Below are 20,592 nucleotides of genomic sequence, written 5' to 3'. Positions count from 1 at the left end.
GGCGTATTGCCGGTCTTTTTTTAACCGAAACGCAGTTTGGCGACGATAACCGAGCTGGCGAGCCCAAAGGTGATGACGTTGGCGACGATGACAGGTAGGTCACCGATAATAAAACCGTAGACGATCCACATAAAGATGCCGGCGCATAGGATAGTAAACATGCTGAGCGATACGTCCCTGGTTGACCGGGTACGCCATGCATGGATCACCTGCGGTACAAAAGCGATGGTTGTCAGGCTACCAGCCAGAAGGCCGATCATGGTTATGGTGTTCACGGGAATGCTCCCTTTGATTGCGGGGGTAATATTTGCAGCTATAGGCACCGTTAATTGCTCATCTACTGCCACCGGAAAATCACAAAAGCAATTATTTTCAGACATAGCGTAACCCGCAGTATTATTGAATTGGCAGCGCTGTCAATATTTTCAAGACGTTAAGCCAAAATGTGAATTTTTTACCAAAAAAGGCGGTGTCGAGGCTTGCTAAATAATTTAACTAGACTATGTAGTCTATTAATGTGTTTACGGGCAACGAGTACGCCTTTGGCGGCAGGTTGCCTGAGTTAATACGTAGATGATACGAATGCCGGATTTTGGGTGAATTTTCCCTCCCCCTTTCCCCTCAGCCCGGAAGAGGGTAGGCGTATTAAATGGCGAAAGCCGGGAAGGTGGCTGGCACCGTCTTCCCGGCTTTTTGTCATTCGTGCATTGCCAACTTTTATGCGGCTTCTTTTACCGGAGTTGCCTCTTGTGCATTCTGGTCCGCTTGGACGGCACCAATCACAATGTCAATCATGGTGCGGAATTTTTCCACATGGATCATGTGGTCTGCATCAGGGACTGCGATGAACCGCCCGCGCTTGAAGCTGTCGGCGACACGTTGGTTGGCAGCGACCGGTACGAAATGGTCGTGTTCTCCGGTAAACACGGTAGCATCAACATCGGGCATCAGGGAAAGGTCCGTCTTGCCGTCTCGCAGAATACGTAGCGTGTTATGACGGAATTGCTCCTTGATGCCGGGTGTTGCATTTAGGAGGGCGTTTTCCAGTTTGCTAGCCGTAATACGGCAAAGCTTGTTGGTTTCACGCAGGCTGGGGTTAGTCATCAATCCAGTGAAGCCTGTGGCGAATTCCTCCATCCGGTTCCATTCAAGCTGGAACAATAGCAGATTGAATTCATATACCAGATCGTCAGGTAATTTCTCCATTGCCGAAGCCAGGATGAGTTTCTCCACCCCAAGATACATCTGTGCATAGCGCATGGCGATAATGCTGCCGTAGGAGCAGCCAAGCAGGTTGATCACATCAACGCCCAGACGCTTCAGGCCAAAGTGAATGGCCCGGCAAATAAACTCGAACGAGAAGGTGTGAGGCAATACGCCGGTATCGCCATTGCCAGGCGTGTCGATGACGATAACCCAGCTTTCCTTAGCAAGTGCGGTGCTCAGTTTCTCAACCTGGTTGATGTTCTGAAAAGCGCCGCCAATGAATACGAGGGGGATGTCTGTGCGCCCCTTCGAATATTCCTTCAGGTGGATTGGAAAGCCCTCAAAAGAGAAACTGTGAAAATGGGTGTCGTCGTATGAAAGTGTATGTAAGGTAGTCACGGGCAGCCTCATAGTTAACGTGGTTGATACAAGTTGCCTGATCATATTTCGCAGAATACTGCGCCTTACAGATGGTGCCTGCCACCTATATGGTTAATGGACGCGCCAGTACATGAAATGCGCTTAGGTTGCAAGTAGTGTTTAGAGCGAGGTCAATTAAACGACGCATACATGCAACTTAACGGCGCATATGCCTTTAAATTGATTAAAATTGTCTTTAAATTATCTTCCCTTCAGCAAAAAAAACGCTAGGGTGCGCCAAGCATTTGCACCTGCCTCTACCATTTGGGGGCTCTTTTTGGACGATTCGTAATGACTTTAGGCGGCCATATTGACCGGCGGCGTACGTTTGCCATTATCTCGCACCCGGATGCGGGTAAAACCACACTGACTGAAAAGTTGTTGCTGTTCGGTGGCGCAATTCAGGCTGCAGGTGAGGTGAAGGCGCGCGGCGAACGCAGACGGGCAAGGTCTGACTGGATGAAGGTTGAACAGGAACGCGGGATCTCGGTTGCCTCGTCTGTAATGACCTTCGATTATGAGGGCCGCACCTTCAACCTGCTCGATACGCCAGGACACGAAGACTTTTCCGAGGATACGTACCGCACGCTGTCTGCCGTTGATAGTGCCGTGATGGTCCTTGATAGCGCGAAGGGCATAGAGGCGCAGACACGAAAACTTTTTGAAGTCTGCCGCCTGCGAGACATGCCAATCACCACCTTTATCAACAAGCTCGACCGTGAGGCCAAGGACCCGTTTGAGCTGCTGGATGAAGTAGAACAGACCCTCGCCCTGGATGTATCGCCAGCCAGTTGGCCGATCGGCATGGGCCGCGAATTCAAAGGTTGTTACGACCTTATTCATGATCAACTGATCCTATTCGATCGTGGAAAAGGCGACCTTTTGACCGAAGGCATCAAATGCGAGGGGCTTGATGATCCGAAGCTGGATGAACTTCTCCCCGATTACGCAGTTGAGAAGCTGCGCATGGACGTGGAAATGGTGCGCGAACTGTGCCCGGCTTTTGACCGTGAAGCCTATCTTGAAGGGACTTTGACACCAGTGTTTTTTGGCTCCGCTATCAACAATTTTGGTGTCCGTGAGGTGTTAGAGGGCTTGGCTGATTTTGCACCAAAACCACGGGCAGGAAAATCGTTGGAACGCACTGTTGAGCCCGACGAGCAGAAGGTGTCTGCATTTGTTTTTAAAATTCAGGCGAACATGGATCCCAAACACCGGGATCGTATCGCTTTCGTACGTCTTGTGTCCGGCCGTTTCCGGAAAGGCATCAAGATGAAGCATGTTCGTAGCGGTAAGATCATGGCCATTCATAATGCCCAACTTTTTCTGGCACAGGACCGTGAGGTCGCTGAAGAAGCCTACGCGGGTGATATCATCGGTATCCCGAACCACGGCAACCTGCGTATTGGTGACACCCTTACCGAAGGCGAGGTCATTCATTTCACCGGCGTTCCCTCATTTGCGCCCGAGATTTTGCAAAAGGTCCGCGCCGATGACCCGATGAAAGCCAAACACCTTGGTCGGGCGCTTGAGCAGCTTGCGGAAGAGGGGGCGGCACGCGTCTTCAAGCCGAACCTGGGCAGTGACTGGGTTGTTGGGGTTGTTGGGCCGCTGCAGTTTGACGTGCTGGCGGACCGTATCCGCACAGAGTACCAAATTCCTTGCCGGTTTGAGCCGACAACGCTGATGACCGCCGAATGGGTGGAAGGTGATGCTAGGGAACTTAAGAAATTCGCGGATCAGAACCGCGCATCTATGGCCATTGATCATGCGGGAGCACCGGTTTATCTGGCGCGCAACAATTGGCATCTTGATAAAGCAAAGGAGGATTTTCCCTCGCTACGTTTCCTCAAGACCAAAGAAGAAGTATTCTAAGGCGACCTTGCTGTGAAATCCGGGGTCGTCAAAGGCGGCCCCTCGGGTTACTCTCTTCTGAATGATCGACGGAGGGAATGAACCAATGAGCGAGCAAGAGGGCGTCATCACCGGTGTTGGTGGCATATTCTTTAAATGTCGCGACCGAGACAGCCTTGTTGGCTGGTACCGTGACAAACTCGGTTTTCCGTTTGACGGAACAGGTGCCAGTTTTGTATTCCGCGAAGATGATGCCCCTGAAAAGGCAGGCTATTTTGTCTGGGGGCCGTTCAAAAAAGAGACAGAGTATTTCCGCCCGTCTGGCCGCGAATTCATGATCAACTTGCGTGTGCGAGGCCTTGAAGTATTGCTCAAGCGACTAGCAGCTTCAGGTATCGAACAGATCGGGGAAATGGAGGAGTATGAATACGGCAAATTTGCCTGGATTCTAGACCCGGAAGGAACCAAGATCGAGCTTTGGGAGCAGATTGGAGAAGCTCCTATCCTTGACGATGAGGGCACTGGCTAGTGCCCAGCCGTTTATGGGATGCGTCTTTTAAATTGTTAGCCTGGCTAATATAATTGCTGCTTTGTCAGCCTACGCCCGGAGGCGGTGCGTTTCCGAAGCTTTGGACCAATGAGCCTGCCACCAAATTCCAGCCATCAACCAGAACAAAAAATATCAGTTTGAACGGCATGGCAATCATAACCGGTGGCAGCATCATCATGCCCATCGACATCAGGATGGACGCAACGACCATATCTATGACGACAAAAGGTACATAAAGCAGGAAGCCAATCTCGAATGCGCGCCGAATTTCTGATATCATAAAGGCTGGAACAAGGGTTGTCATGGGAACCGCCTGTGGACCCGCTGTCACTGGGTCATTGGCCAGGTTCATGAAAAGCTCAAGGTCTTTATCCCTTACTTGAGACAGCATGAAATTTCGCATCGGGACCGACGCCCGGTTATACGCCTCCACTTCATCAATTTCCTCATTGATCAGCGGCTGGATCCCTTGTTCCCATGCTGCGGTAAAAGTCGGCATCATAACGTAGCCAGTTAGGAACAGAGCTAGTGATACGATTACGATATTAGGTGGTGATTGCTGTGTCCCCATCGCGCTTCGGAGCAGCGAAAAAACAATCACCATTCGGGTGAAACTGGTCATCATGACAAGAATGCTGGGGGCAAGGCTCAACACTGTCATCAACAGAATCAACTGCACCACTCGGCCGCTCAGTGAGCCGGACTGTCCAAGATCGATGTTAACAGATTGCGCCAACACCGGTGATGTCATGCCAAGGGTTATGGCAATACCGAGAGGGATCAGAAAGAGAAATGTGCGAACTATCAGCTTGTGGTGCAGCGCGCGATTACCAAACATCTTCCTACCCTTTTTCCTTGCCGGTATTGGCCACCATATCGGCAAAATCGGGCCGATGTGTATCAATGAGGGTAACGCCGTTGGCTCCCGTGCCGATAAGGTAATCCTTGCCATGCCAGCGTACCACCACCAAGCGGTTTCTGGCGTCGAGAAGCCGACTGGCGACAACCTCCAGTTCTTTATCTGCGGGCTTCGAGCGGTGAGCGCCCGGCAAAAGGCCAAATCGCCTTACAAGCCAAGCCATTAATGCCAGCGCCCCAAGCATGAGAAACAGTACGGAAAAAACCCCTAGATATTCCATAATCAATAGTCCGTGTCCGTCATAGTCGTTGCGACCACTGCATCAATCACATCTCGTTTGGGCGCAGGCGCGCTTTCCTCTAGTTGGCGGTTCTCAGCATAAACCCGATCCAGAATTTGTGAAACAGCGTGTAGGGCCTCCAGGGGAACCGGGCAGTCAACATCAAAGGCATCAAGCAGTTCGACGAGATCTGTATCCTGGCGGACCTTAACGCCTTCGGCAAAGGCAATGTCCAAGATCTTTTCTGCAACATAACCGTGTCCCTTGGCCGAAATTTGTGGAGCACTGCCCTCATGATGCTGGGTGACCGCGACGGCCTTGGTGCCTGGAACAGGTGTGTCACTTGATTTGTTCATATGGGTATTCAGCGACAGTTTCTTTTAAAATGCAAGTGCATTAGGCCAGCCACAGTTCAAGAAAATATAGGATTGTTTGCAACTTGTTAACACGTTTTAGGTCATGTTATAGTCAGTAGAAGTTTAATTCAGGCTATATGCCCGGAGAGACAATGGATTTAACCAATATACCGATCATGGCCGCGCTCAAGCAGCGGCTTGCATGGCTGAACAACAACCAAGCAGTGATTACGGAAAATATTTCGCATGCTGATACGCCGGGATATAGGGCTAAGCAGCTGGAGAAACAGCAGTTTTCCGGGCTTGTCGATGAGTTGTCGGGCGGGGCAAGTGGTAGTGTGCAGATGAAGGCGAATAGTGGCCGACACATGGATATATCCGGTGGTGCGGCGGACACGTCTCGTATCAGGGAAATGAAGGGTCGAGAAGAATCACCGAACGGCAACTCAGTCGTCCTTGAGGAAGAGATGATGACTTTGGCCGATAATCAGATGAAATACGGTATGGTGGTCAACCTCTATAAAAAGAACCTTGGGCTTTTGAAAAAAGCTATCGGCAAGGACGGCGGACGGTAGAAACCGGCCACTGTTTAACTTTAGCGGAATAAGAGGCAGGCAATGGATTTACAAAAAGCCATGATGGCATCAGCGGCGGGGCTGCGAGCTCAGTCCGTTCGGATGCGGGTTATTTCAGAGAATATTGCCAATCAGGATTCTATCGCGATGGAGCCTGGGGCCGACCCATATCGTCGTAAAATTGTGACTTTTGAAACTGAACTGGACCGTGCCAATGGGGTAACACTGGTTAAGTCTGGTACTGTAGCATACGATCAGAAAGAGTTTGGCAAGAAATACGATCCAGGCAATCCTGCAGCAGATGGAGCCGGCTACATCAAGACGTCAAATGTCAACGGTCTGATTGAAATGATGGATATGCGGCAAGCGCAGCGTACCTATCAGTCTAATCTGAATGCCCTTGAGGCTACACGGCGTATGGCGACCATGACACTTGATTTGCTGAGGTAGGAAAAGATATGAATATCAAGCAACTTGATGCCGTCAACGCTTACTCACACGCAACCAAACAGATGCAGCCAAGCGGGCTGGGAGCGCGAGATGGCTCTGATGGTCTGAAGACAGACTCGGCATTTGGCTCGTTGGTAGATCAGGCCGTTGGGAATGTACAGAAGGCAACAGAGAGCGCAGAAGTAACGAGTGCCAAGGCGCTGGTTGACCAAGCGGATATGGTCGATGTTGTGACCGCTGTTTCAAATGCGGAAATGGTGGTGGATACCGTTGTCAGTGTGCGTGATAAGGTAATCTCAGCTTATAATGACATTCTGAAGATGCCGATCTAGGCGTTCGTTCACACTGTTTGGGAGGGGTAAGGTGACCGGTCCGGATGTCCTTGAGGTCGCACGAGATGCATTGACCGTTTTACTTCTGACCGCGGGTCCCATCTTGGGCGTGGGTCTGGTTGTTGGTCTAGCGATTGCTTTTTTTCAAACGCTAACGCAGCTGCAGGAAATGACCCTCACCTTTGTACCTAAAATTATAGCTGTGTTCACGGTTCTATTAATGGCGCTGCCTTACATGGGGCGAAACCTTTCAGCCTTTATGTTAAGGATATCAGAGCGTATCATTTCGGGCGGGTGATTTATGCTGAGCGAGGTGTTGCCCGCTGAGGCGTTCGGTTTCCTGCTTGTCACTATCCGGCTCGCCGCGCTAGTCATGGTCATGCCAATCCTTGGCGAGGCGTCGGTGCCGCGGCGTATAAGGGCAGGCCTTGCCCTTACCATATCGCTGATTGTCTACAGCAGTGTCAGGGAAATGCTGCCACCAATCCCAGATAACGTTTTTGGTCTACTGGTTGTCATGGTCCGTGAGTTGTTGGTGGGATTGATTATTGGTCTTGCAACGCGGATTTTGATGTCTGCCACGCATACGGCGGGGACTGTCATCGCATTTCAGACAGGCTTGTCAGCCGCTCAGTCATTTGACCCTGCCCAAGGATCTCAGAGTGCCTTGGTGGCAGCGTTTATGACCTATATTGCGATCACCATGATTGTGGTTCTCGACCTTCACCACCTGATGATAATGGGTATGGCGCACAGTTATCAGAAATTCCCTGTGGGAGAAATTCTTGCCTATGCTGACTATGCGACACTGATTACCGAGATGGTGTCAGACTCGTTTTTGCTTGGTTTCCACATGGCGTCACCCTTTATCGTTTACAGTCTGATCTTTAACCTAAGCCTTGGTTTGATTTCGCGGATGGTTCAGGGGTTTCAAGTGTTTTTCATTGGTATGCCAGTAAATATTTTTATTGGTTTTTCCCTTATGATGATCCTGATTGGCGGGATGATGCAGTTGTTCCTTGATCGCTTCCGCGAACTATTGCTGGGGTTTTTAGGATGATTCATGGCTGACGAAGACGAAAGTCAAAAAACCGAGGAACCAACTGCGAAGAAGCTGCAAGACGCGAAGGAAAAAGGCGAGGTTGCTTCAAGTCAGGAGTTGAAAACCTGGTTTATGATCGCAGCGGCCACGGCAGTGGTCGCGGGCATGGGGCCAATGATAGCGCTTGCGGTCACCCGTCGCCTGCAGGCTTTTATGGGAACAGTCCACCTTATGAATACGGAGCAGGTGGGGGCAATGGCCAACGTCGTTTCTCTGGTCCGTGAAGTGTTTTTTATTCTTATTATTCCTTTTTTTGTATTTGTCGTTGTGGCTTTAGCTGCAAGCCTTGTGCAGCACGGCGCGACCTTCAGTTTTGAGAAGTTTAAACCTGATATTTCCAAATTGTCCCCGCTCAAGGGGGCCAAGAAGATTTTTTCTACGCGCATCTTCATCGAATTCATCAAAATTACGCTAAAACTGACGGGGGTTAGCGCGGCGGTTCTGATCGTAGTTCTGCCAGAGAGAGAGCTGATCGATACCATCATGCTGATGTCGGTGATGGATATGATGGATCTCATCTATACGATGGCGGTGCGCCTGATGATTGCTGTGCTGATTTTCTTGACAATCGTTGCTGCAATCGACTTCTCGTACCAGAAGTACCAATATATCAAGAAGTTGCGTATGACCAAGCAAGAGGTCAAAGACGAGCGTAAACAGTCTGATGGTGATCCACATGTGAAGGGGCGTTTGCGCTCTATTCGACGAGAGCGCGCGATGCAGCGCATGATGGCCAATATTCCCAATGCAGACGTGGTTATCACCAACCCGACCCACTATGCTGTCGCGCTAGAATACAAACATGGCACAATGGATGTTCCGAAACTCGTGGCCAAAGGTGTTGACTCAATTGCCCTTAAAATCCGTGAACTGGCTGAAGAAAACGGTGTTCCCATAATTGAGAATCCTCCTGTTGCTCGTGCGCTGCACGCCAGTGTTGAAATTGACGAAGAAATCCCTCCAGAACATTACAAAGCTGTTGCTGGCGTCATCAGTTACATCATGAAGTTGAGGCGGGCTGGTTTCTCCGGCAAGCGTCGCTGAGGGGGCTTGAACCTTACTGAGCTTCCAGCCTAGAGTTCGACAAGGAACGGAGAGGGAAAGATATATGGAAAGCCGCCTGCCACTGCCTGTAAAGGAAGCTCTCGTCGATCGTGAAGCGAAGTCCGGTATCAAGTTGCTTTCCATTGCCCTTGCGGCGTTGGTGGGCACGGCAGGCGTAGGCGCCCTGGCTTGGCTTGCATGGGGCGGACCCGTAGCATTTGCCGTTTGTGGCGCGTTATTGATCGCTACGGCGCTCACCCTTCTGAGGGCGATGGGGCAGGTTGGTCATTCTCCCAGCCGCCGAGAGGCTGCAGACAAAGAGTTGGTTAACGCTCTCATCGCACTTGAGCGTCGCGCTGTGGTTATCACCGACCTTGGTGGGGATGTTGTCGCATCAAATGCTGCCTTTGAGCGTTTGGCTCTTGGTCCCCTCCGGCATATCCAGGATTTGTGCCGTAGTAAGAAGGAGGAGGCCGCCCTTGGGAGTCTTCTTTCAAGTGTTTTGAACACGGGCCTTGGCGAGCGGGAGTTTGAAACAGGTGACGAAAAGGGAACTTTATTGTGCGTTTCCGGGAAACGGGTAAAGCGGCATATGATGTGGCATGTGGCGCTTAACGGGGACCTGCAGCGCCTAGAGCATGAACGATCAATTATCGGTAGCTGGGACGTGCCGGTATTTGAGAAGCTTGGCTGCGCAGTTGCGCTGGAAGACAGTGAGGGAAAACCTCACTACATAAACGAAGTGATGCGGGACTGGCTGGGGCTGCCGGCCGGCCAGCTACCGATAAAAGTTCAGTTGCGAGCGGGTGATAGCCAACTCCTTCTTGGCAATAATCAGCGCATTGATGTTGATGTCATTGATGTTCCTTTGCGGACGCGCGAGCAAAGCCGGGAAATTGGACGATATCGTTTCATGCAGAAATCGAGCAGGTCCGGAATAGGTCACTTCAAGGATGGCCAGAAGATACTTGTTGATCCTATCTTTGACAGCGCTCCTATTGCCGTAGCTGTGGTCAATCGAAAGGCAGAGGTGCTGGAATTTAATAAACCTCTGCGACTACATCCGGCAGGTAAAACGGTTAGCCCAGGGGGCAGTATCCTGCAACTTGTCAAACAGGATGATCGTGAGGAGCTTAAATCACTTATAGAAAATGGCTGCGCAGGCAAACCAGCCTCAATGCCATTGGACGTCATCTATAATGCCCAGCCGGAGAGGGTTGGGCGGGTGGTGTCGTCTCCGGTGACTGCAGAAGGCGAGATGCTTGTAATTTTATATCTGATGGACACCACGCAAGAGAAAAGTCTCGAACGACAGTTTGTTCAAGCGCAGAAAATGCAAGCTGTCGGACAGTTGGCGGGGGGAGTTGCGCATGATTTTAATAACCTGCTTACGGCTATTATAGGCTTTTGCGATCTGCTCCTTGTTCGCCATGACGCTGGGGATCAGTCGTTTTCGGACATCATTCAGATAAAGCAGAATGCTAACCGCGCCGCAAACCTTGTGCGCCAGTTACTTGCTTTTTCAAGGCAGCAAACCCTTCGTCCTAAAGTACTTTTGATAACGGATGTTCTTGCAGAATTATCGAATTTGATACGCCGGCTAATCGGTGAAAATATAGAGCTTCAGGTTATGCATGGCCGTGACCTGCAGCCCGTGAAAGTTGATCAGGGCCAGTTGGAGCAGGTGATTATAAATCTGGCTGTCAATGCGCGGGACGCTATGCCCGGTGGCGGCAGGCTGGAAATCCGGACAAGCATGGTAGGGCCGGACCACAAGCTCATTGAACAATATGACGTGATTGTTCCGGACGACTACGTATTGATCGAGGTGATCGACACTGGGTGTGGGATTTCGAAAGACAATCAGGCAAAGATTTTTGAGCCCTTTTTCACGACAAAGGAAGTTGGGCAAGGCACAGGGCTTGGGCTCGCGACCGTATATGGTATCGTAAAGCAGACTGGGGGCTTTGTGTTCGTGGAATCGGAAGAAGGTGTTGGCAGTAATTTTCGTCTTTTTCTTAAAGCCCATCTTGGTGGAAACGACGAGACACAGGAGGCTGCGCAAGCGGTTGAAGGACCAGCGCGAGACCTGACAGGCAAGGGTACAATCCTGATCGTTGAGGACGAAGACCCAGTGCGTATGTTCGCCAGTCGCGCACTCAGCAACAAGGGGTATAGAGTTCTCGAGGCCGCCTCGGGGGAGGCGGGTCTGGAAATTCTTATGGATGACGAGGAAACAATTGATCTTTTGATATCTGATGTGGTTATGCCGAATATGGATGGCCCCACTCTGGTTAAAGAAGCGCGACAGGTGTTTCCTGACCTTCCCGTCATATTTGTTTCTGGGTATGCCGAAGACATGGTGCGACAAAACCTTGAGGACGATAAATTTCTTTTCTTGCCAAAACCCTTTTCTCTCAAGGAGTTGGCCGAACAGGTTAAAGGCATCCTTGGCTAGGTCGAGCTTCTGGATGCCTGAGGGTGAGAACAAAAAGAGAATATGTGTTGTCTTTATGGAACAAAAATAGTACAAAACGGTCATTGCAAGGGATTAACGCCTGTGGAATAAGGGGGCTCAATCATGTCAATGCCGGAACTGCAGTTGGTAAAGGGAACATCCATGGATAAGACAAAAGCACTCGAGGCGGCGCTAGGCCAGATTGATCGGGCCTTCGGTAAGGGCTCGGTTATGAAGCTCGGTCAACGCGAGAGTGGTATTGAAATTGAGGTCATATCAACAGGCTCTTTAAACTTGGATATTGCTCTGGGTATTGGCGGTTTGCCAAAGGGCCGCATCGTCGAGATATATGGGCCGGAAAGCTCGGGTAAAACCACGCTTGCGCTGCATGCTGTGGCTGAAGCCCAGAAAAAGGGTGGGATCGCAGCGTTCGTAGATGCTGAACACGCGCTTGATCCAGTTTATGCACGTAAGCTCGGCGTTGATGTTAACGAGCTTCTCATCAGTCAGCCAGATACAGGTGAGCAGGCACTCGAGATCGCCGACACCCTTGTGCGCTCTGGTGCGATTGATATTCTTGTTGTCGATTCCGTAGCCGCGCTGACTCCGAGGGCTGAGCTTGAAGGGGAGATGGGCGATAGCCACGTGGGGCTTCAGGCGCGCTTGATGAGTCAAGCGCTCCGCAAATTGACTGCATCAATTTCAAAGTCAAATACCATTGTCATTTTCATCAATCAGATACGCATGAAGATTGGTGTTATGTACGGTAGCCCCGAAACAACAACTGGTGGTAACGCACTGAAGTTTTATGCCTCGGTTCGGCTTGATATCCGCCGTGTTGGCGCGATTAAGGACAAGGATGAAATCGTCGGGAACGCGACCCGGGTCAAGGTGGTTAAGAACAAGCTTGCGCCGCCTTTCAAACAGGTTGAGTTTGACATTATGTATGGTGAGGGTGTTTCGAAAACCGGTGAAATTCTTGACCTTGGTGTGAAAGCAGGTGTCGTGGAAAAATCTGGCTCTTGGTATAGTTATTCCAGTCAGCGCATCGGGCAAGGCCGTGAAAATGCCAAACGATTTTTGCTGGAGAATGCCGATGTTGCCAATGAAATAGAGCGAGCTATTCGGCAAAACGCAGGTTTGGTGAACGAAGCAATGTTAGTTGCACCAGGCGAAGAGAGTGACTGATAAAGTTTAGATTTGAGCAATATTGGATAATATAGTGAAAAGGCGGCTTTGGGTCGCCTTTTTGGCGTTTTGCGATGTGCAAAAATGCTGTTATAGCGCGAGACATTGGCTGGACAGCGTTAGTGCCTGTCGTTACAAGGGCCAGAAGCTTAAATTGAACCATTCGCCCAGACTTTGCGAGGCGGAATTGTAATCAAAACTAAGGGCCGATACCTATGGCAGGTGCGAACGACATCCGTAAGACTTTTTTGGACTTCTTTGCTTCTAGGGGGCATGAACGTGTTCCATCGGCCCCGCTTGTGCCGATCAATGATCCGACCTTGATGTTTATTAATGCCGGTATGGTGCCGTTCAAAAACGTGTTCACTGGGGCAGAAGCCCGGGATTACAGGCGCGCGACCTCATCGCAGAAATGTGTGCGTGCCGGCGGAAAACACAATGACCTGGATAATGTTGGTTATACTGCGCGACATCACACTTTTTTTGAGATGCTGGGCAACTTTTCCTTCGGCGATTATTTCAAGGACGAGGCCATTCAGTTTGCCTGGAATCTGATCACCAAAGAGTATGGTATTAGTAAAGATAAACTGACCGTCACTGTATACCATGAAGATGATGAGGCCTTTAACCTTTGGAAGAAAATTGCAGGTTTACCTGAAGAACGCATCATCCGCATAGCTACATCGGATAATTTTTGGTCGATGGGGGATACTGGTCCATGTGGGCCATGTTCCGAAATTTTCTACGACCATGGTGATCACATATGGGGTGGCCCTCCAGGTACTGCTGAAGAAGATGGCGACCGTTTTGTTGAAATATGGAACCTTGTGTTCATGCAGTTCGAACAACTCTCGACCGGCGAACGTGTTGACCTGCCGAAGCCTAGTATCGATACCGGGATGGGACTTGAGCGCATTGCAGCCGTTATGCAGGGCACCCATGACAATTATGAAATTGATACTTTCAGACGGCTGATTGAGGCCTCAGTTGAGGCGACCGGTGCGAGCGAGACTGAGCAGAACAAAGCGTCACATCGTGTGATTGCAGACCATATGAGAGCCTGCAGTTTTCTTATTGCTGATGGTGTTTTGCCATCCAATGAAGGTCGCGGATATGTTCTGCGCCGTATTATGCGCCGGGCTATGCGCCATGCTCATCTTCTTGGTGCCAAGGACTTGGTTATGTATCAACTTGCCCCAACCTTGGTCGGTGAGATGGGCCAGGCATTCCCTGAGCTGGGTCGTGCGCAGCGGCTTATTGAGGAAACCATGAAGCTCGAAGAAGCTCGCTTTCGTCAGATGCTAGATAAAGGCCTTCGTTTGCTTGAAGACGAACTGGACAAAATAGCGGATGATGCAGCGCTTCCCGGCGATGTCGCCTTTAAGCTTTACGACACCTACGGTTTTCCGCTGGATTTAACGCAGGACCATATGCGGGGTCAAGATCGTCATGTAGATGTGGACGGTTTCAACGTTGCAATGGAGGAGCAGCGGGCTAAGGCGCGTGCAGCGTGGGCGGGCTCCGGCGACGCTGCGACCGAGCAGGTATGGTTCGACATTCAGGACGAGAAAGGCGCAACTGAGTTTGTAGGGTATACAACGCAGGTGGCCGAAGGGCAGGTGGTCGCCTTGGTTAAAGATGGGGCGCGTGTCGAAAGTGCCAATGCAGGCGATGGGGTGATGGTTGTAACCAACCAGACCCCGTTTTACGGCGAAAGCGGCGGCCAAATGGGTGACAGCGGTACCATGAGGGCCGAAGGTGTCAAGCTGTCCGTTTCCGACACCGCGAAAATGGTCGGTGCGCTGCATGTGCATAAAGCAAAAGTGCAAGAAGGCGTGATTAAGGTCGGGGATGCCTTGGATATGGCGGTTGACACCGATAGACGTAACAGGCTGCGCGCAAATCATTCTGCAACTCATGTGCTGCACGAGGTTTTGCGTCGGCAACTCGGTGAACATGTAACTCAGAAGGGTTCCTTGGTTGCGCCGGACCGACTACGTTTTGATATCTCGCACCCGAAAGCCATTACTGCGGACGAACTTGCCGCCGTTGAGCGTGAAGTGAATAGTATCATTCGTGATAATGCAGTGGTGGAAACACGGTTGCTTTCTTATGACGACGCGATAGAAGCCGGCGCGATGGCGCTGTTTGGCGAGAAATACGGCGACGAAGTGCGTGTAGTATCCATGGGCGCTGACAAAGTAGGGCAAAAACCGCACTATTCAGTTGAGCTTTGTGGCGGTACTCACGTCGATAGGCTTGGCGATATAGCGATTTTCACCATCGTTGGGGAGAGTGCTGTATCGGCCGGGGTGCGCCGGATTGAGGCGCTGACAGGCGCAGCAGCGCTTGAGTACCTTCTGACCCAACAGAAGATTCTCAAGGAGGCCGCCTCGAGCTTGAAAGTGACCCCTGTTGATCTCCCTGAACGCGTTATTGCACTTCAAAACGAGCGTAAATCTCTTGAAAAAGAGCTGAATGAGGTGCGGAAAAAAATGGCGCTTGGCGGCGGTACAGGTGGTCCGGCGGTCAAGGATATCGCCGGAATAAAATTTCTTGGCCAAGTTCTTGATGGCGTGCAGGCCCGGGATTTGAGGGGGCTGGCTGACGAGGCAAAAAAATCTATTGGTAGTGGTGTCGTGTCACTGGTTGCGACTAATGACGGTAAAGCTGCTATTCTTGTCGGGGTAACCGATGATTTGACCGTAAAAGTTAGTGCTGTGGAGCTCGTGCGTGCGGGCGCCGAGGCATTGGGCGGTAAGGGTGGCGGCGGAAGGCCTGATATGGCGCAGGCGGGTGGTCCGGATGCCGACAAGGCACCGGAGGCTATAGCTGCGATTGAGGCTGCGTTGACAGCGCTCTAGGGAAAACGGCGGAGTTTTGAGACAATGAAGGACAACACGCTCCGCCGCAAAACATATGACTTTCTTGAGCTCGGTAGCTTCGGCAGCAGGTGGGCCCTGTTCTTTGAAGCATTTATGGTTGCACTCATTGTAGCCAATGTAGTGGCTGTAGCTCTTGAGACTGTCCCATCCCTGCTGCAAAACTTTCACCCTTACTTTCAAGCGTTTGACCGAGTTTCCCTTGGTGTTTTCATTGTTGAGTACCTTGCTCGTGTTTGGGCAAGCGCCGAGCGGGAACTCGTTGCAGGTGATACAGCTATCCAGCGGCGATTGCGGTATATGGTGTCGCCGCTCGCATTGTTAGACCTGATTGTTATCCTCCCTGTGTTTATTGCACCGCTTTTGAACGTAGACCTCAGAGAACTCCGAATATTCCGTTTGCTAAGGCTTTTGAAGCTTGTGCGTTATTCACCTGCCCTGGCGTCACTTGGCCGGGTGATTATGGCTGAGCAAAGAGCGCTGTTTGCCACCATGATCGTTATGGCCAGCTTGCTGTTTTTTTCTTCGACCCTGATGTATTATATTGAAGGTGGCATGCAGCCTGCGAAATTTGGGAGCATACCTGATGCGTTCTGGTGGGCACTCGCGACGCTCACTACTGTGGGTTACGGTGACGTGGTGCCGATTACGGGCTTGGGTAAGCTGGTTGCCGGGGTCATTATGGTGATTGGCTTGGGATTTTATGCCCTGCCTATCGGGATCATTGCTTCAGGCTTCTCTGATGAGGTGCACAGGCGTGAGTTTCTTGTTCCCGTTAGTCTCGTGGAAGATATTCCACTGTTTTCTCGCTTACCCCGGCAGGCTGCTGTCGAGCTTAGTGCCCGACTTCGCTCACTTTCACTTAGGCCTGGCACCATTCTTACCCATCGGATGGACCGAGATAACGGTCTATACTTTATCATTTCCGGTGAAATGGATGCTTTTTTCCGACACCAAGCGATACCGTTCCGAACAGGAGACTTTTTCGGTGAGTGTGGCTTATTAAATTTGATTGGAGATCAGCCTGCTACTGTCGCGAAGTCCCGGGTTCGGGTGTTGTGGCTTGAAAGCACAGACTTACATGTGCTCTTGTCGCTCTATCCCGAATTTGCCCGGCAAGTGCAAGAGCATTGCGCCCGTCGGCTCGGCGAATTTTGCAGGGAGGGATTGTTGGAGGAAAGCGTTGTGGAGGATATGAGAGGGCATCAGGCGGAATGGATGCGAGCAGCGCAAATGCCAGTAATGGCAGGTAAGCAATAAAAAAAGCCACTCCGGCTTGGAGTGGCTTTTATGATCCTGTATTGGAATTGAGGGCTAGCCGAGCGCGGCTTTCAAATTTTCATCGACTTTGTCAAAGAACTGGCCGGTCGTCATCCAAGACTGGTTTGGTCCGATCAACAAGGCCAAGTCTTTGGTCATGTTGCCGGTTTCCACCGTATTGATGCAGACGCTTTCAACGGCTTCTGCAAATTTAACCACATCGGGCGTACCGTCCATCTTGCCGCGGTATTTCAGCCCTCTGGTCCAGGCAAAGATTGAAGCGATCGGGTTCGTGGAGGTTTCCTTACCTTCCTGATGCTGGCGGTAATGACGTGTTACCGTACCATGTGCAGCCTCGGATTCCACGGTTTTCCCATCGGGTGTCATCAGAACGGAAGTCATCAGACCCAGCGAGCCAAAACCTTGCGCTACGGTGTCAGACTGTACGTCGCCGTCATAGTTCTTACATGCCCAGACAAAGCCACCTGCCCATTTCATGGCACATGCTACCATGTCATCGATCAGCCGATGCTCATAGGTGATGCCGGCATCTTTGAACTTGTCTTGGAATTCGTTTTCAAACACTTCCATGAACAAATCTTTGAAGCGGCCATCGTAAGCTTTTAGGATGGTGTTTTTGGTGGAGAGGTAAACCGGCCACTGACGATTGAGGCCATAGTTCATGCAGGCGCGGGCGAAATCGCGGATACTAGCATCCACATTATACATACCCATCGCAACGCCGGCCTCTTCAAATTCGTATATCTCACGCTCAATGGACTCACCGCCATCAGTAGGCTCAAACTTCATGGTTAACTTGCCGGCGCCGGGTACCAAGAAGTCGGTTGCGCGGTATTGGTCACCAAAAGCATGGCGGCCAATCACGATCGGTTTGGTCCAGCCTGGGACCAGCCGGGGGACGTTTTTCATGATGATTGGTTCACGGAAAACGGTACCTCCAAGGATATTTCTGATTGTACCGTTCGGGCTACGCCACATCTTCTTGAGGTCAAACTCTTCAACGCGCTGTTCGTCTGGTGTGATGGTGGCGCATTTTACACCAACTCCATGTTCTTTGATCGCGTTTGCTGCGTCGATTGTGATCTGGTCGTCTGTTTCATCGCGTTTGGTAACCGATAGGTCGTAGTAAAGAAGATCAACATCAAGATATGGCTGGATAAGACGCTCTCTGATCCATTGCCAGATGATCCGTGTCATCTCGTCGCCATCGATTTCCACAATAGGATTTTTTACGGTAATTTTGCTCATTGGTCCCTCAAGCTAGTTTTTGTCCCATGGGGTAACTGTGCGCCCTGGAGAAGTCGGCGCGAAATTTGCGCGCACCCTATCATCACAATTCATATAGTTGAAGAGTGAACACGGGCAAATTTTACTGATCAATCTCTTTTTACATCAATTCGCTGCTGGAAGGTGCATTTTCCGCCGAGGCACTCGCCAGAATCTCGACAGCTTCTTCAGCGGTCTCAGCCAACTGCAATAACTTCGCGTTTTCTTCTGCTGCAAAACCCTCTTTGACAACATGATCAACCAACTGGATTAAAGGTGACCAATAATTCTTGTGATTCAATAAAATTATGGGCTTTTTGTGAAGGCTCAGTTGCGCCCATGTCATTATCTCCAGCGTTTCATCGAGTGTACCCAGGCCACCCGGTAGAACAACAAATGCATCAGAGCGGTCAAACATCATCTTTTTACGCTCATGCATGTTACGTGTGACGTGAAGCTCAGTAAGCCCATCTTGTGTAATCTCAATCGCGTCAAGGTGTTCCGGTATGATGCCGATGACATCGGCGCCGGCATCTCGCGCGGCCCGCGCCACAACGCCCATCAGGCCGATGCTGCCTGCTCCATACACGAGGTTCATTCTATTTGAGGCAATAAGGGTGCCCAGTTTATTGGCCAACGCTTCGTATTCGCGCCCTTTCCCCATGCGCGATCCACAATAAACACATACTGTTTTGATATTGGTGTGGGATGATGCAGATACACTGGACAAGACTTGCACTTTTTTATCCTTCACAGATATAGAAGAAGAGAAAATGATTTCGAACAAAGTTTTGACATGTTTTTAGTAAAATCATCTTTCTTTATAAAGGCCCGATTGTTAAGGCTTTGTGGAAAGACTAGTATGGTGTGATATGGGTCCACTGGAAAGCAAAAGTGACGACATGCGCAGGATAGCGATTATAGCGATTACCGTATTGGTCGCCATTACTGCAATTCTGTACGTTGCATTTGGTGGTGGCCCTAAGCCGGAAAATGAGACGGCACCAACGCCCCATGAGCAAGCCGGTTCCGACCTGAAAGCGATCACGCCTGATAAAGTTGTACCCGAATTTGACCTTGTACGAATATCGCGTGGTGGTACCGGTGTGATAGCAGGGCGTATGACACCTGGTGCGCGGGTGGAATTATACGCCAATGGCCGGAAAATTTCTGAGGTAGTGGCGAATGATGATGGCGAATGGGTAATGATCCTGCAGGAGCCCCTTGAAGCAGGATCTGTGGAGCTCAACCTAAAGGCCGTCGACAAGAACAAAAATCAGATTGCTGAAGCGGATAACGTCGTCGTTGTGTCGGTCCCGGAGCGTGACGATAAAAGATTTGTAGAGCGTGAACAAAACGGCGTGGTCGCGGTTTTAACCCCTAAAAGCGGCCAAGGCGCGAGTACAGTTCTGCAAAAGCCCGGGGTTGCGGCTTTTGGCGAGGTTGGGGAAAGCTTGAGTGTTGACACCATTGATTATGGGGACGGCGGCGCAGCCGTGTTTGCGGGTCGTTCGCTCCCCAGGGTTGATGTGCGTCTATATCTTGATGGCGACTATGTCGGTAGTGTGCGGGCTACTGATGACGGACGCTGGACCATTCCATTGGCGGGAAAAGTGCTAAAAAGCGGCTCGCACAGTATCCGAGTTGACCAGACAATAGGTGACGGTCAAGTCCAGTTGCGTATTGAACAGCCCTTCGAAACAGGTACGCCAATAGACCCTTCATCTGCAGAGGGGGGCGTCTTTGTCAAGCCAGGGAACACGCTCTGGCAGATCGCTCGACAGCTTTATGGCTCAGGTGTTCGGTATACTGTTATCTTTAAGGAAAATAGCGAGCAGATCCGAGATCCGAACCTGATCTATCCGGGGCAAATCTTTAGGCTGCCAAATCAGACTACTGAAACGCCCCGATGAAGCCAGCGAACTAAGGGTCTAGATCCTGCGGCTTGAGATGGGCTCTGAGTGCTCGGAGATGGGTCTCCGATTCGAGCAAAATAAGCGTAAGGGCGCCCATTAGACCAGCCCCCGTGAGCATTTTATCGGTGCTCGTGATGCTATTGAAACTGATCGTCCCATTTTTTTCTATTCGATATGCGCCGTCTATGCCGCGATTGGTTGCATAGATACGCTCTATTGCCATGGTTCGCTGGACAGAGTCTTCAATCGAGAAATACAGTTTACCTAGCTTTGCAGAAAGATAAATTTTTCCGCCATCGGCATCGTCACCAGCATAGGCATGGAATTTGATGCCTTCCCACTCAAAGTCGATTTTATCGAATTGTGGATTGTCGAGATTATCAAGATGCCCTTGAACCTTTTCCAGCGTTTCGTGCAATTTCATCGCGCCTGATATCCCTCGTCACAAATATAGAGTGCTTTACCAATTAAAATCGCGCCTTCTGTTTAAGCAAGTGTTAATGACAGTATCTTTCTGTTTTGAACTATACAGTTGCAATAGCGCAAACGATTGTTTGCTGGATATTAAAACGC

The 20,592-nt window shown here is 50.6% G+C and carries 21 protein-coding genes; 13 read left to right on the top strand and 8 right to left on the bottom strand.

The genetic code is table 11. From position 1 onward, the window contains the following. Positions 1 to 20: 20 nt before the first annotated feature. Positions 21 to 275, bottom strand: a complete 255-nt coding sequence (locus ACN0VM_RS04325) for a SemiSWEET transporter (RefSeq protein WP_417449619.1) — start codon at positions 273 to 275, stop codon at positions 21 to 23. A 442-nt stretch (positions 276 to 717) separates the two neighbouring features. Further along, positions 718 to 1,605 (bottom strand): alpha/beta fold hydrolase, encoded by an 888-nt coding sequence (locus ACN0VM_RS04320; RefSeq protein ID WP_417449618.1) that lies wholly within the window; start codon positions 1,603 to 1,605, stop codon positions 718 to 720. Positions 1,606 to 1,917: 312 nt separating this feature from the next. On the opposite strand from ACN0VM_RS04320, the gene ACN0VM_RS04315 reads away from it, so the two are divergent. Continuing rightward, positions 1,918 to 3,501 carry a peptide chain release factor 3 gene (locus tag ACN0VM_RS04315; RefSeq protein ID WP_417449617.1) on the top strand — a complete coding sequence of 528 codons (1,584 nt, stop codon included), beginning with the start codon at positions 1,918 to 1,920 and terminating at the stop codon, positions 3,499 to 3,501. A gap of 85 nt (positions 3,502 to 3,586) precedes the next feature. Then, complete coding sequence (locus ACN0VM_RS04310) at positions 3,587 to 4,009, top strand: VOC family protein (protein WP_417449616.1); 423 nt, start codon at positions 3,587 to 3,589, stop codon at positions 4,007 to 4,009. A 64-nt stretch (positions 4,010 to 4,073) separates the two neighbouring features. Here the strand turns inward: ACN0VM_RS04310 and fliP are convergent, their stop codons facing one another. From fliP to ACN0VM_RS04295, 3 genes are read right to left on the bottom strand one after another with little or no spacing between them, the layout of a single operon-like run. After that, positions 4,074 to 4,868, bottom strand: coding sequence for a flagellar type III secretion system pore protein FliP (gene fliP / locus ACN0VM_RS04305; protein WP_417449615.1), 795 nt, complete (start codon positions 4,866 to 4,868; stop codon positions 4,074 to 4,076). A 4-nt stretch (positions 4,869 to 4,872) separates the two neighbouring features. After that, positions 4,873 to 5,169 carry a flagellar biosynthetic protein FliO gene (fliO, locus tag ACN0VM_RS04300; RefSeq protein WP_417449614.1) on the bottom strand — a complete coding sequence of 99 codons (297 nt, stop codon included), beginning with the start codon at positions 5,167 to 5,169 and terminating at the stop codon, positions 4,873 to 4,875. A 2-nt stretch (positions 5,170 to 5,171) separates the two neighbouring features. Then, a complete protein-coding gene (locus ACN0VM_RS04295; RefSeq protein WP_417449613.1) occupies positions 5,172 to 5,525 on the bottom strand; it encodes an EscU/YscU/HrcU family type III secretion system export apparatus switch protein in 354 nt (117 codons plus the stop codon). Positions 5,526 to 5,677: 152 nt separating this feature from the next. Between ACN0VM_RS04295 and flgB the strand changes: the two genes are divergently transcribed. The 10 genes from flgB to ACN0VM_RS04245 all read left to right on the top strand — a co-directional run bounded on the left by flgB (position 5,678) and on the right by ACN0VM_RS04245 (position 16,816). Next, positions 5,678 to 6,100, top strand: coding sequence for a flagellar basal body rod protein FlgB (flgB, locus tag ACN0VM_RS04290; protein ID WP_417449612.1), 423 nt, complete (start codon positions 5,678 to 5,680; stop codon positions 6,098 to 6,100). Positions 6,101 to 6,142: 42 nt separating this feature from the next. Next, positions 6,143 to 6,550 (top strand): flagellar basal body rod protein FlgC, encoded by a 408-nt coding sequence (gene flgC, locus ACN0VM_RS04285; protein ID WP_417449611.1) that lies wholly within the window; start codon positions 6,143 to 6,145, stop codon positions 6,548 to 6,550. A gap of 8 nt (positions 6,551 to 6,558) precedes the next feature. Beyond that, a complete protein-coding gene (locus ACN0VM_RS04280; RefSeq protein ID WP_417449610.1) occupies positions 6,559 to 6,882 on the top strand; it encodes a flagellar hook-basal body complex protein FliE in 324 nt (107 codons plus the stop codon). Between the two features lie 31 nt (positions 6,883 to 6,913). Further along, positions 6,914 to 7,180 carry a flagellar biosynthesis protein FliQ gene (gene fliQ / locus ACN0VM_RS04275; RefSeq protein WP_417449609.1) on the top strand — a complete coding sequence of 89 codons (267 nt, stop codon included), beginning with the start codon at positions 6,914 to 6,916 and terminating at the stop codon, positions 7,178 to 7,180. A 3-nt stretch (positions 7,181 to 7,183) separates the two neighbouring features. Next, the gene (gene fliR / locus ACN0VM_RS04270) at positions 7,184 to 7,942 is read left to right on the top strand and encodes a flagellar biosynthetic protein FliR (protein ID WP_417449608.1); all 759 of its coding nucleotides are present in this window, start codon (positions 7,184 to 7,186) and stop codon (positions 7,940 to 7,942) included. A gap of 3 nt (positions 7,943 to 7,945) precedes the next feature. Then, the gene (gene flhB, locus ACN0VM_RS04265; protein WP_417449607.1) at positions 7,946 to 9,028 is read left to right on the top strand and encodes a flagellar biosynthesis protein FlhB; all 1,083 of its coding nucleotides are present in this window, start codon (positions 7,946 to 7,948) and stop codon (positions 9,026 to 9,028) included. Between the two features lie 64 nt (positions 9,029 to 9,092). Continuing rightward, complete coding sequence (locus tag ACN0VM_RS04260; protein WP_417449606.1) at positions 9,093 to 11,486, top strand: response regulator; 2,394 nt, start codon at positions 9,093 to 9,095, stop codon at positions 11,484 to 11,486. A gap of 123 nt (positions 11,487 to 11,609) precedes the next feature. After that, positions 11,610 to 12,674 (top strand): recombinase RecA, encoded by a 1,065-nt coding sequence (gene recA / locus ACN0VM_RS04255; protein ID WP_417449605.1) that lies wholly within the window; start codon positions 11,610 to 11,612, stop codon positions 12,672 to 12,674. A gap of 215 nt (positions 12,675 to 12,889) precedes the next feature. Further along, positions 12,890 to 15,538, top strand: coding sequence for an alanine--tRNA ligase (alaS, locus tag ACN0VM_RS04250; RefSeq protein ID WP_417449604.1), 2,649 nt, complete (start codon positions 12,890 to 12,892; stop codon positions 15,536 to 15,538). A gap of 24 nt (positions 15,539 to 15,562) precedes the next feature. Then, positions 15,563 to 16,816, top strand: a complete 1,254-nt coding sequence (locus tag ACN0VM_RS04245; protein WP_417449603.1) for a cyclic nucleotide-gated ion channel — start codon at positions 15,563 to 15,565, stop codon at positions 16,814 to 16,816. A gap of 54 nt (positions 16,817 to 16,870) precedes the next feature. Here the strand turns inward: ACN0VM_RS04245 and ACN0VM_RS04240 are convergent, their stop codons facing one another. Beyond that, on the bottom strand, positions 16,871 to 18,085 hold the full coding sequence (locus ACN0VM_RS04240; protein WP_417449602.1) for an NADP-dependent isocitrate dehydrogenase: 1,215 nt from the start codon (positions 18,083 to 18,085) through the stop codon (positions 16,871 to 16,873). Between the two features lie 139 nt (positions 18,086 to 18,224). Beyond that, positions 18,225 to 18,890: a TIGR00730 family Rossman fold protein gene (locus ACN0VM_RS04235; protein WP_417449601.1), complete on the bottom strand. Its 666-nt coding sequence runs from the start codon at positions 18,888 to 18,890 to the stop codon at positions 18,225 to 18,227. 85 nt (positions 18,891 to 18,975) lie between these two features. Between ACN0VM_RS04235 and ACN0VM_RS04230 the strand changes: the two genes are divergently transcribed. Next, positions 18,976 to 20,016, top strand: a complete 1,041-nt coding sequence (locus tag ACN0VM_RS04230) for a LysM peptidoglycan-binding domain-containing protein (protein ID WP_417449600.1) — start codon at positions 18,976 to 18,978, stop codon at positions 20,014 to 20,016. A gap of 10 nt (positions 20,017 to 20,026) precedes the next feature. Here the strand turns inward: ACN0VM_RS04230 and ACN0VM_RS04225 are convergent, their stop codons facing one another. Continuing rightward, positions 20,027 to 20,443, bottom strand: a complete 417-nt coding sequence (locus tag ACN0VM_RS04225) for a hypothetical protein (RefSeq protein WP_417449599.1) — start codon at positions 20,441 to 20,443, stop codon at positions 20,027 to 20,029. Between the last annotated feature and the right edge of the window lie 149 nt (positions 20,444 to 20,592).

Origin of the sequence: Kordiimonas sp. (assembly GCF_048260245.1) — a bacterium.
Taxonomy (GTDB): domain Bacteria; phylum Pseudomonadota; class Alphaproteobacteria; order Sphingomonadales; family Kordiimonadaceae; genus Kordiimonas.
This window is presented reverse-complemented; position numbering and strand designations above follow the sequence as displayed.

What these genes read in the sequence shown, in the direction of transcription:
- ACN0VM_RS04315 (WP_417449617.1), top strand. Translation starts at nt 1,918, where the DNA reads ATGACTTTAGGCGGCCATATTGACCGGCGGCGTACGTTTGCCATTATC.
- ACN0VM_RS04310 (WP_417449616.1), top strand. Translation starts at nt 3,587, where the DNA reads ATGAGCGAGCAAGAGGGCGTCATCACCGGTGTTGGTGGCATATTCTTT.
- fliP (WP_417449615.1), bottom strand. Translation starts at nt 4,868, where the DNA reads ATGTTTGGTAATCGCGCGCTGCACCACAAGCTGATAGTTCGCACATTT.
- fliO (WP_417449614.1), bottom strand. Translation starts at nt 5,169, where the DNA reads ATGGAATATCTAGGGGTTTTTTCCGTACTGTTTCTCATGCTTGGGGCG.
- ACN0VM_RS04295 (WP_417449613.1), bottom strand. Translation starts at nt 5,525, where the DNA reads ATGAACAAATCAAGTGACACACCTGTTCCAGGCACCAAGGCCGTCGCG.
- flgB (WP_417449612.1), top strand. Translation starts at nt 5,678, where the DNA reads ATGGATTTAACCAATATACCGATCATGGCCGCGCTCAAGCAGCGGCTT.
- flgC (WP_417449611.1), top strand. Translation starts at nt 6,143, where the DNA reads ATGGATTTACAAAAAGCCATGATGGCATCAGCGGCGGGGCTGCGAGCT.
- ACN0VM_RS04280 (WP_417449610.1), top strand. Translation starts at nt 6,559, where the DNA reads ATGAATATCAAGCAACTTGATGCCGTCAACGCTTACTCACACGCAACC.
- fliR (WP_417449608.1), top strand. Translation starts at nt 7,184, where the DNA reads ATGCTGAGCGAGGTGTTGCCCGCTGAGGCGTTCGGTTTCCTGCTTGTC.
- flhB (WP_417449607.1), top strand. Translation starts at nt 7,946, where the DNA reads ATGGCTGACGAAGACGAAAGTCAAAAAACCGAGGAACCAACTGCGAAG.
- ACN0VM_RS04260 (WP_417449606.1), top strand. Translation starts at nt 9,093, where the DNA reads ATGGAAAGCCGCCTGCCACTGCCTGTAAAGGAAGCTCTCGTCGATCGT.
- recA (WP_417449605.1), top strand. Translation starts at nt 11,610, where the DNA reads ATGTCAATGCCGGAACTGCAGTTGGTAAAGGGAACATCCATGGATAAG.
- alaS (WP_417449604.1), top strand. Translation starts at nt 12,890, where the DNA reads ATGGCAGGTGCGAACGACATCCGTAAGACTTTTTTGGACTTCTTTGCT.
- ACN0VM_RS04245 (WP_417449603.1), top strand. Translation starts at nt 15,563, where the DNA reads ATGAAGGACAACACGCTCCGCCGCAAAACATATGACTTTCTTGAGCTC.
- ACN0VM_RS04240 (WP_417449602.1), bottom strand. Translation starts at nt 18,085, where the DNA reads ATGAGCAAAATTACCGTAAAAAATCCTATTGTGGAAATCGATGGCGAC.
- ACN0VM_RS04230 (WP_417449600.1), top strand. Translation starts at nt 18,976, where the DNA reads ATGGGTCCACTGGAAAGCAAAAGTGACGACATGCGCAGGATAGCGATT.
- ACN0VM_RS04225 (WP_417449599.1), bottom strand. Translation starts at nt 20,443, where the DNA reads ATGAAATTGCACGAAACGCTGGAAAAGGTTCAAGGGCATCTTGATAAT.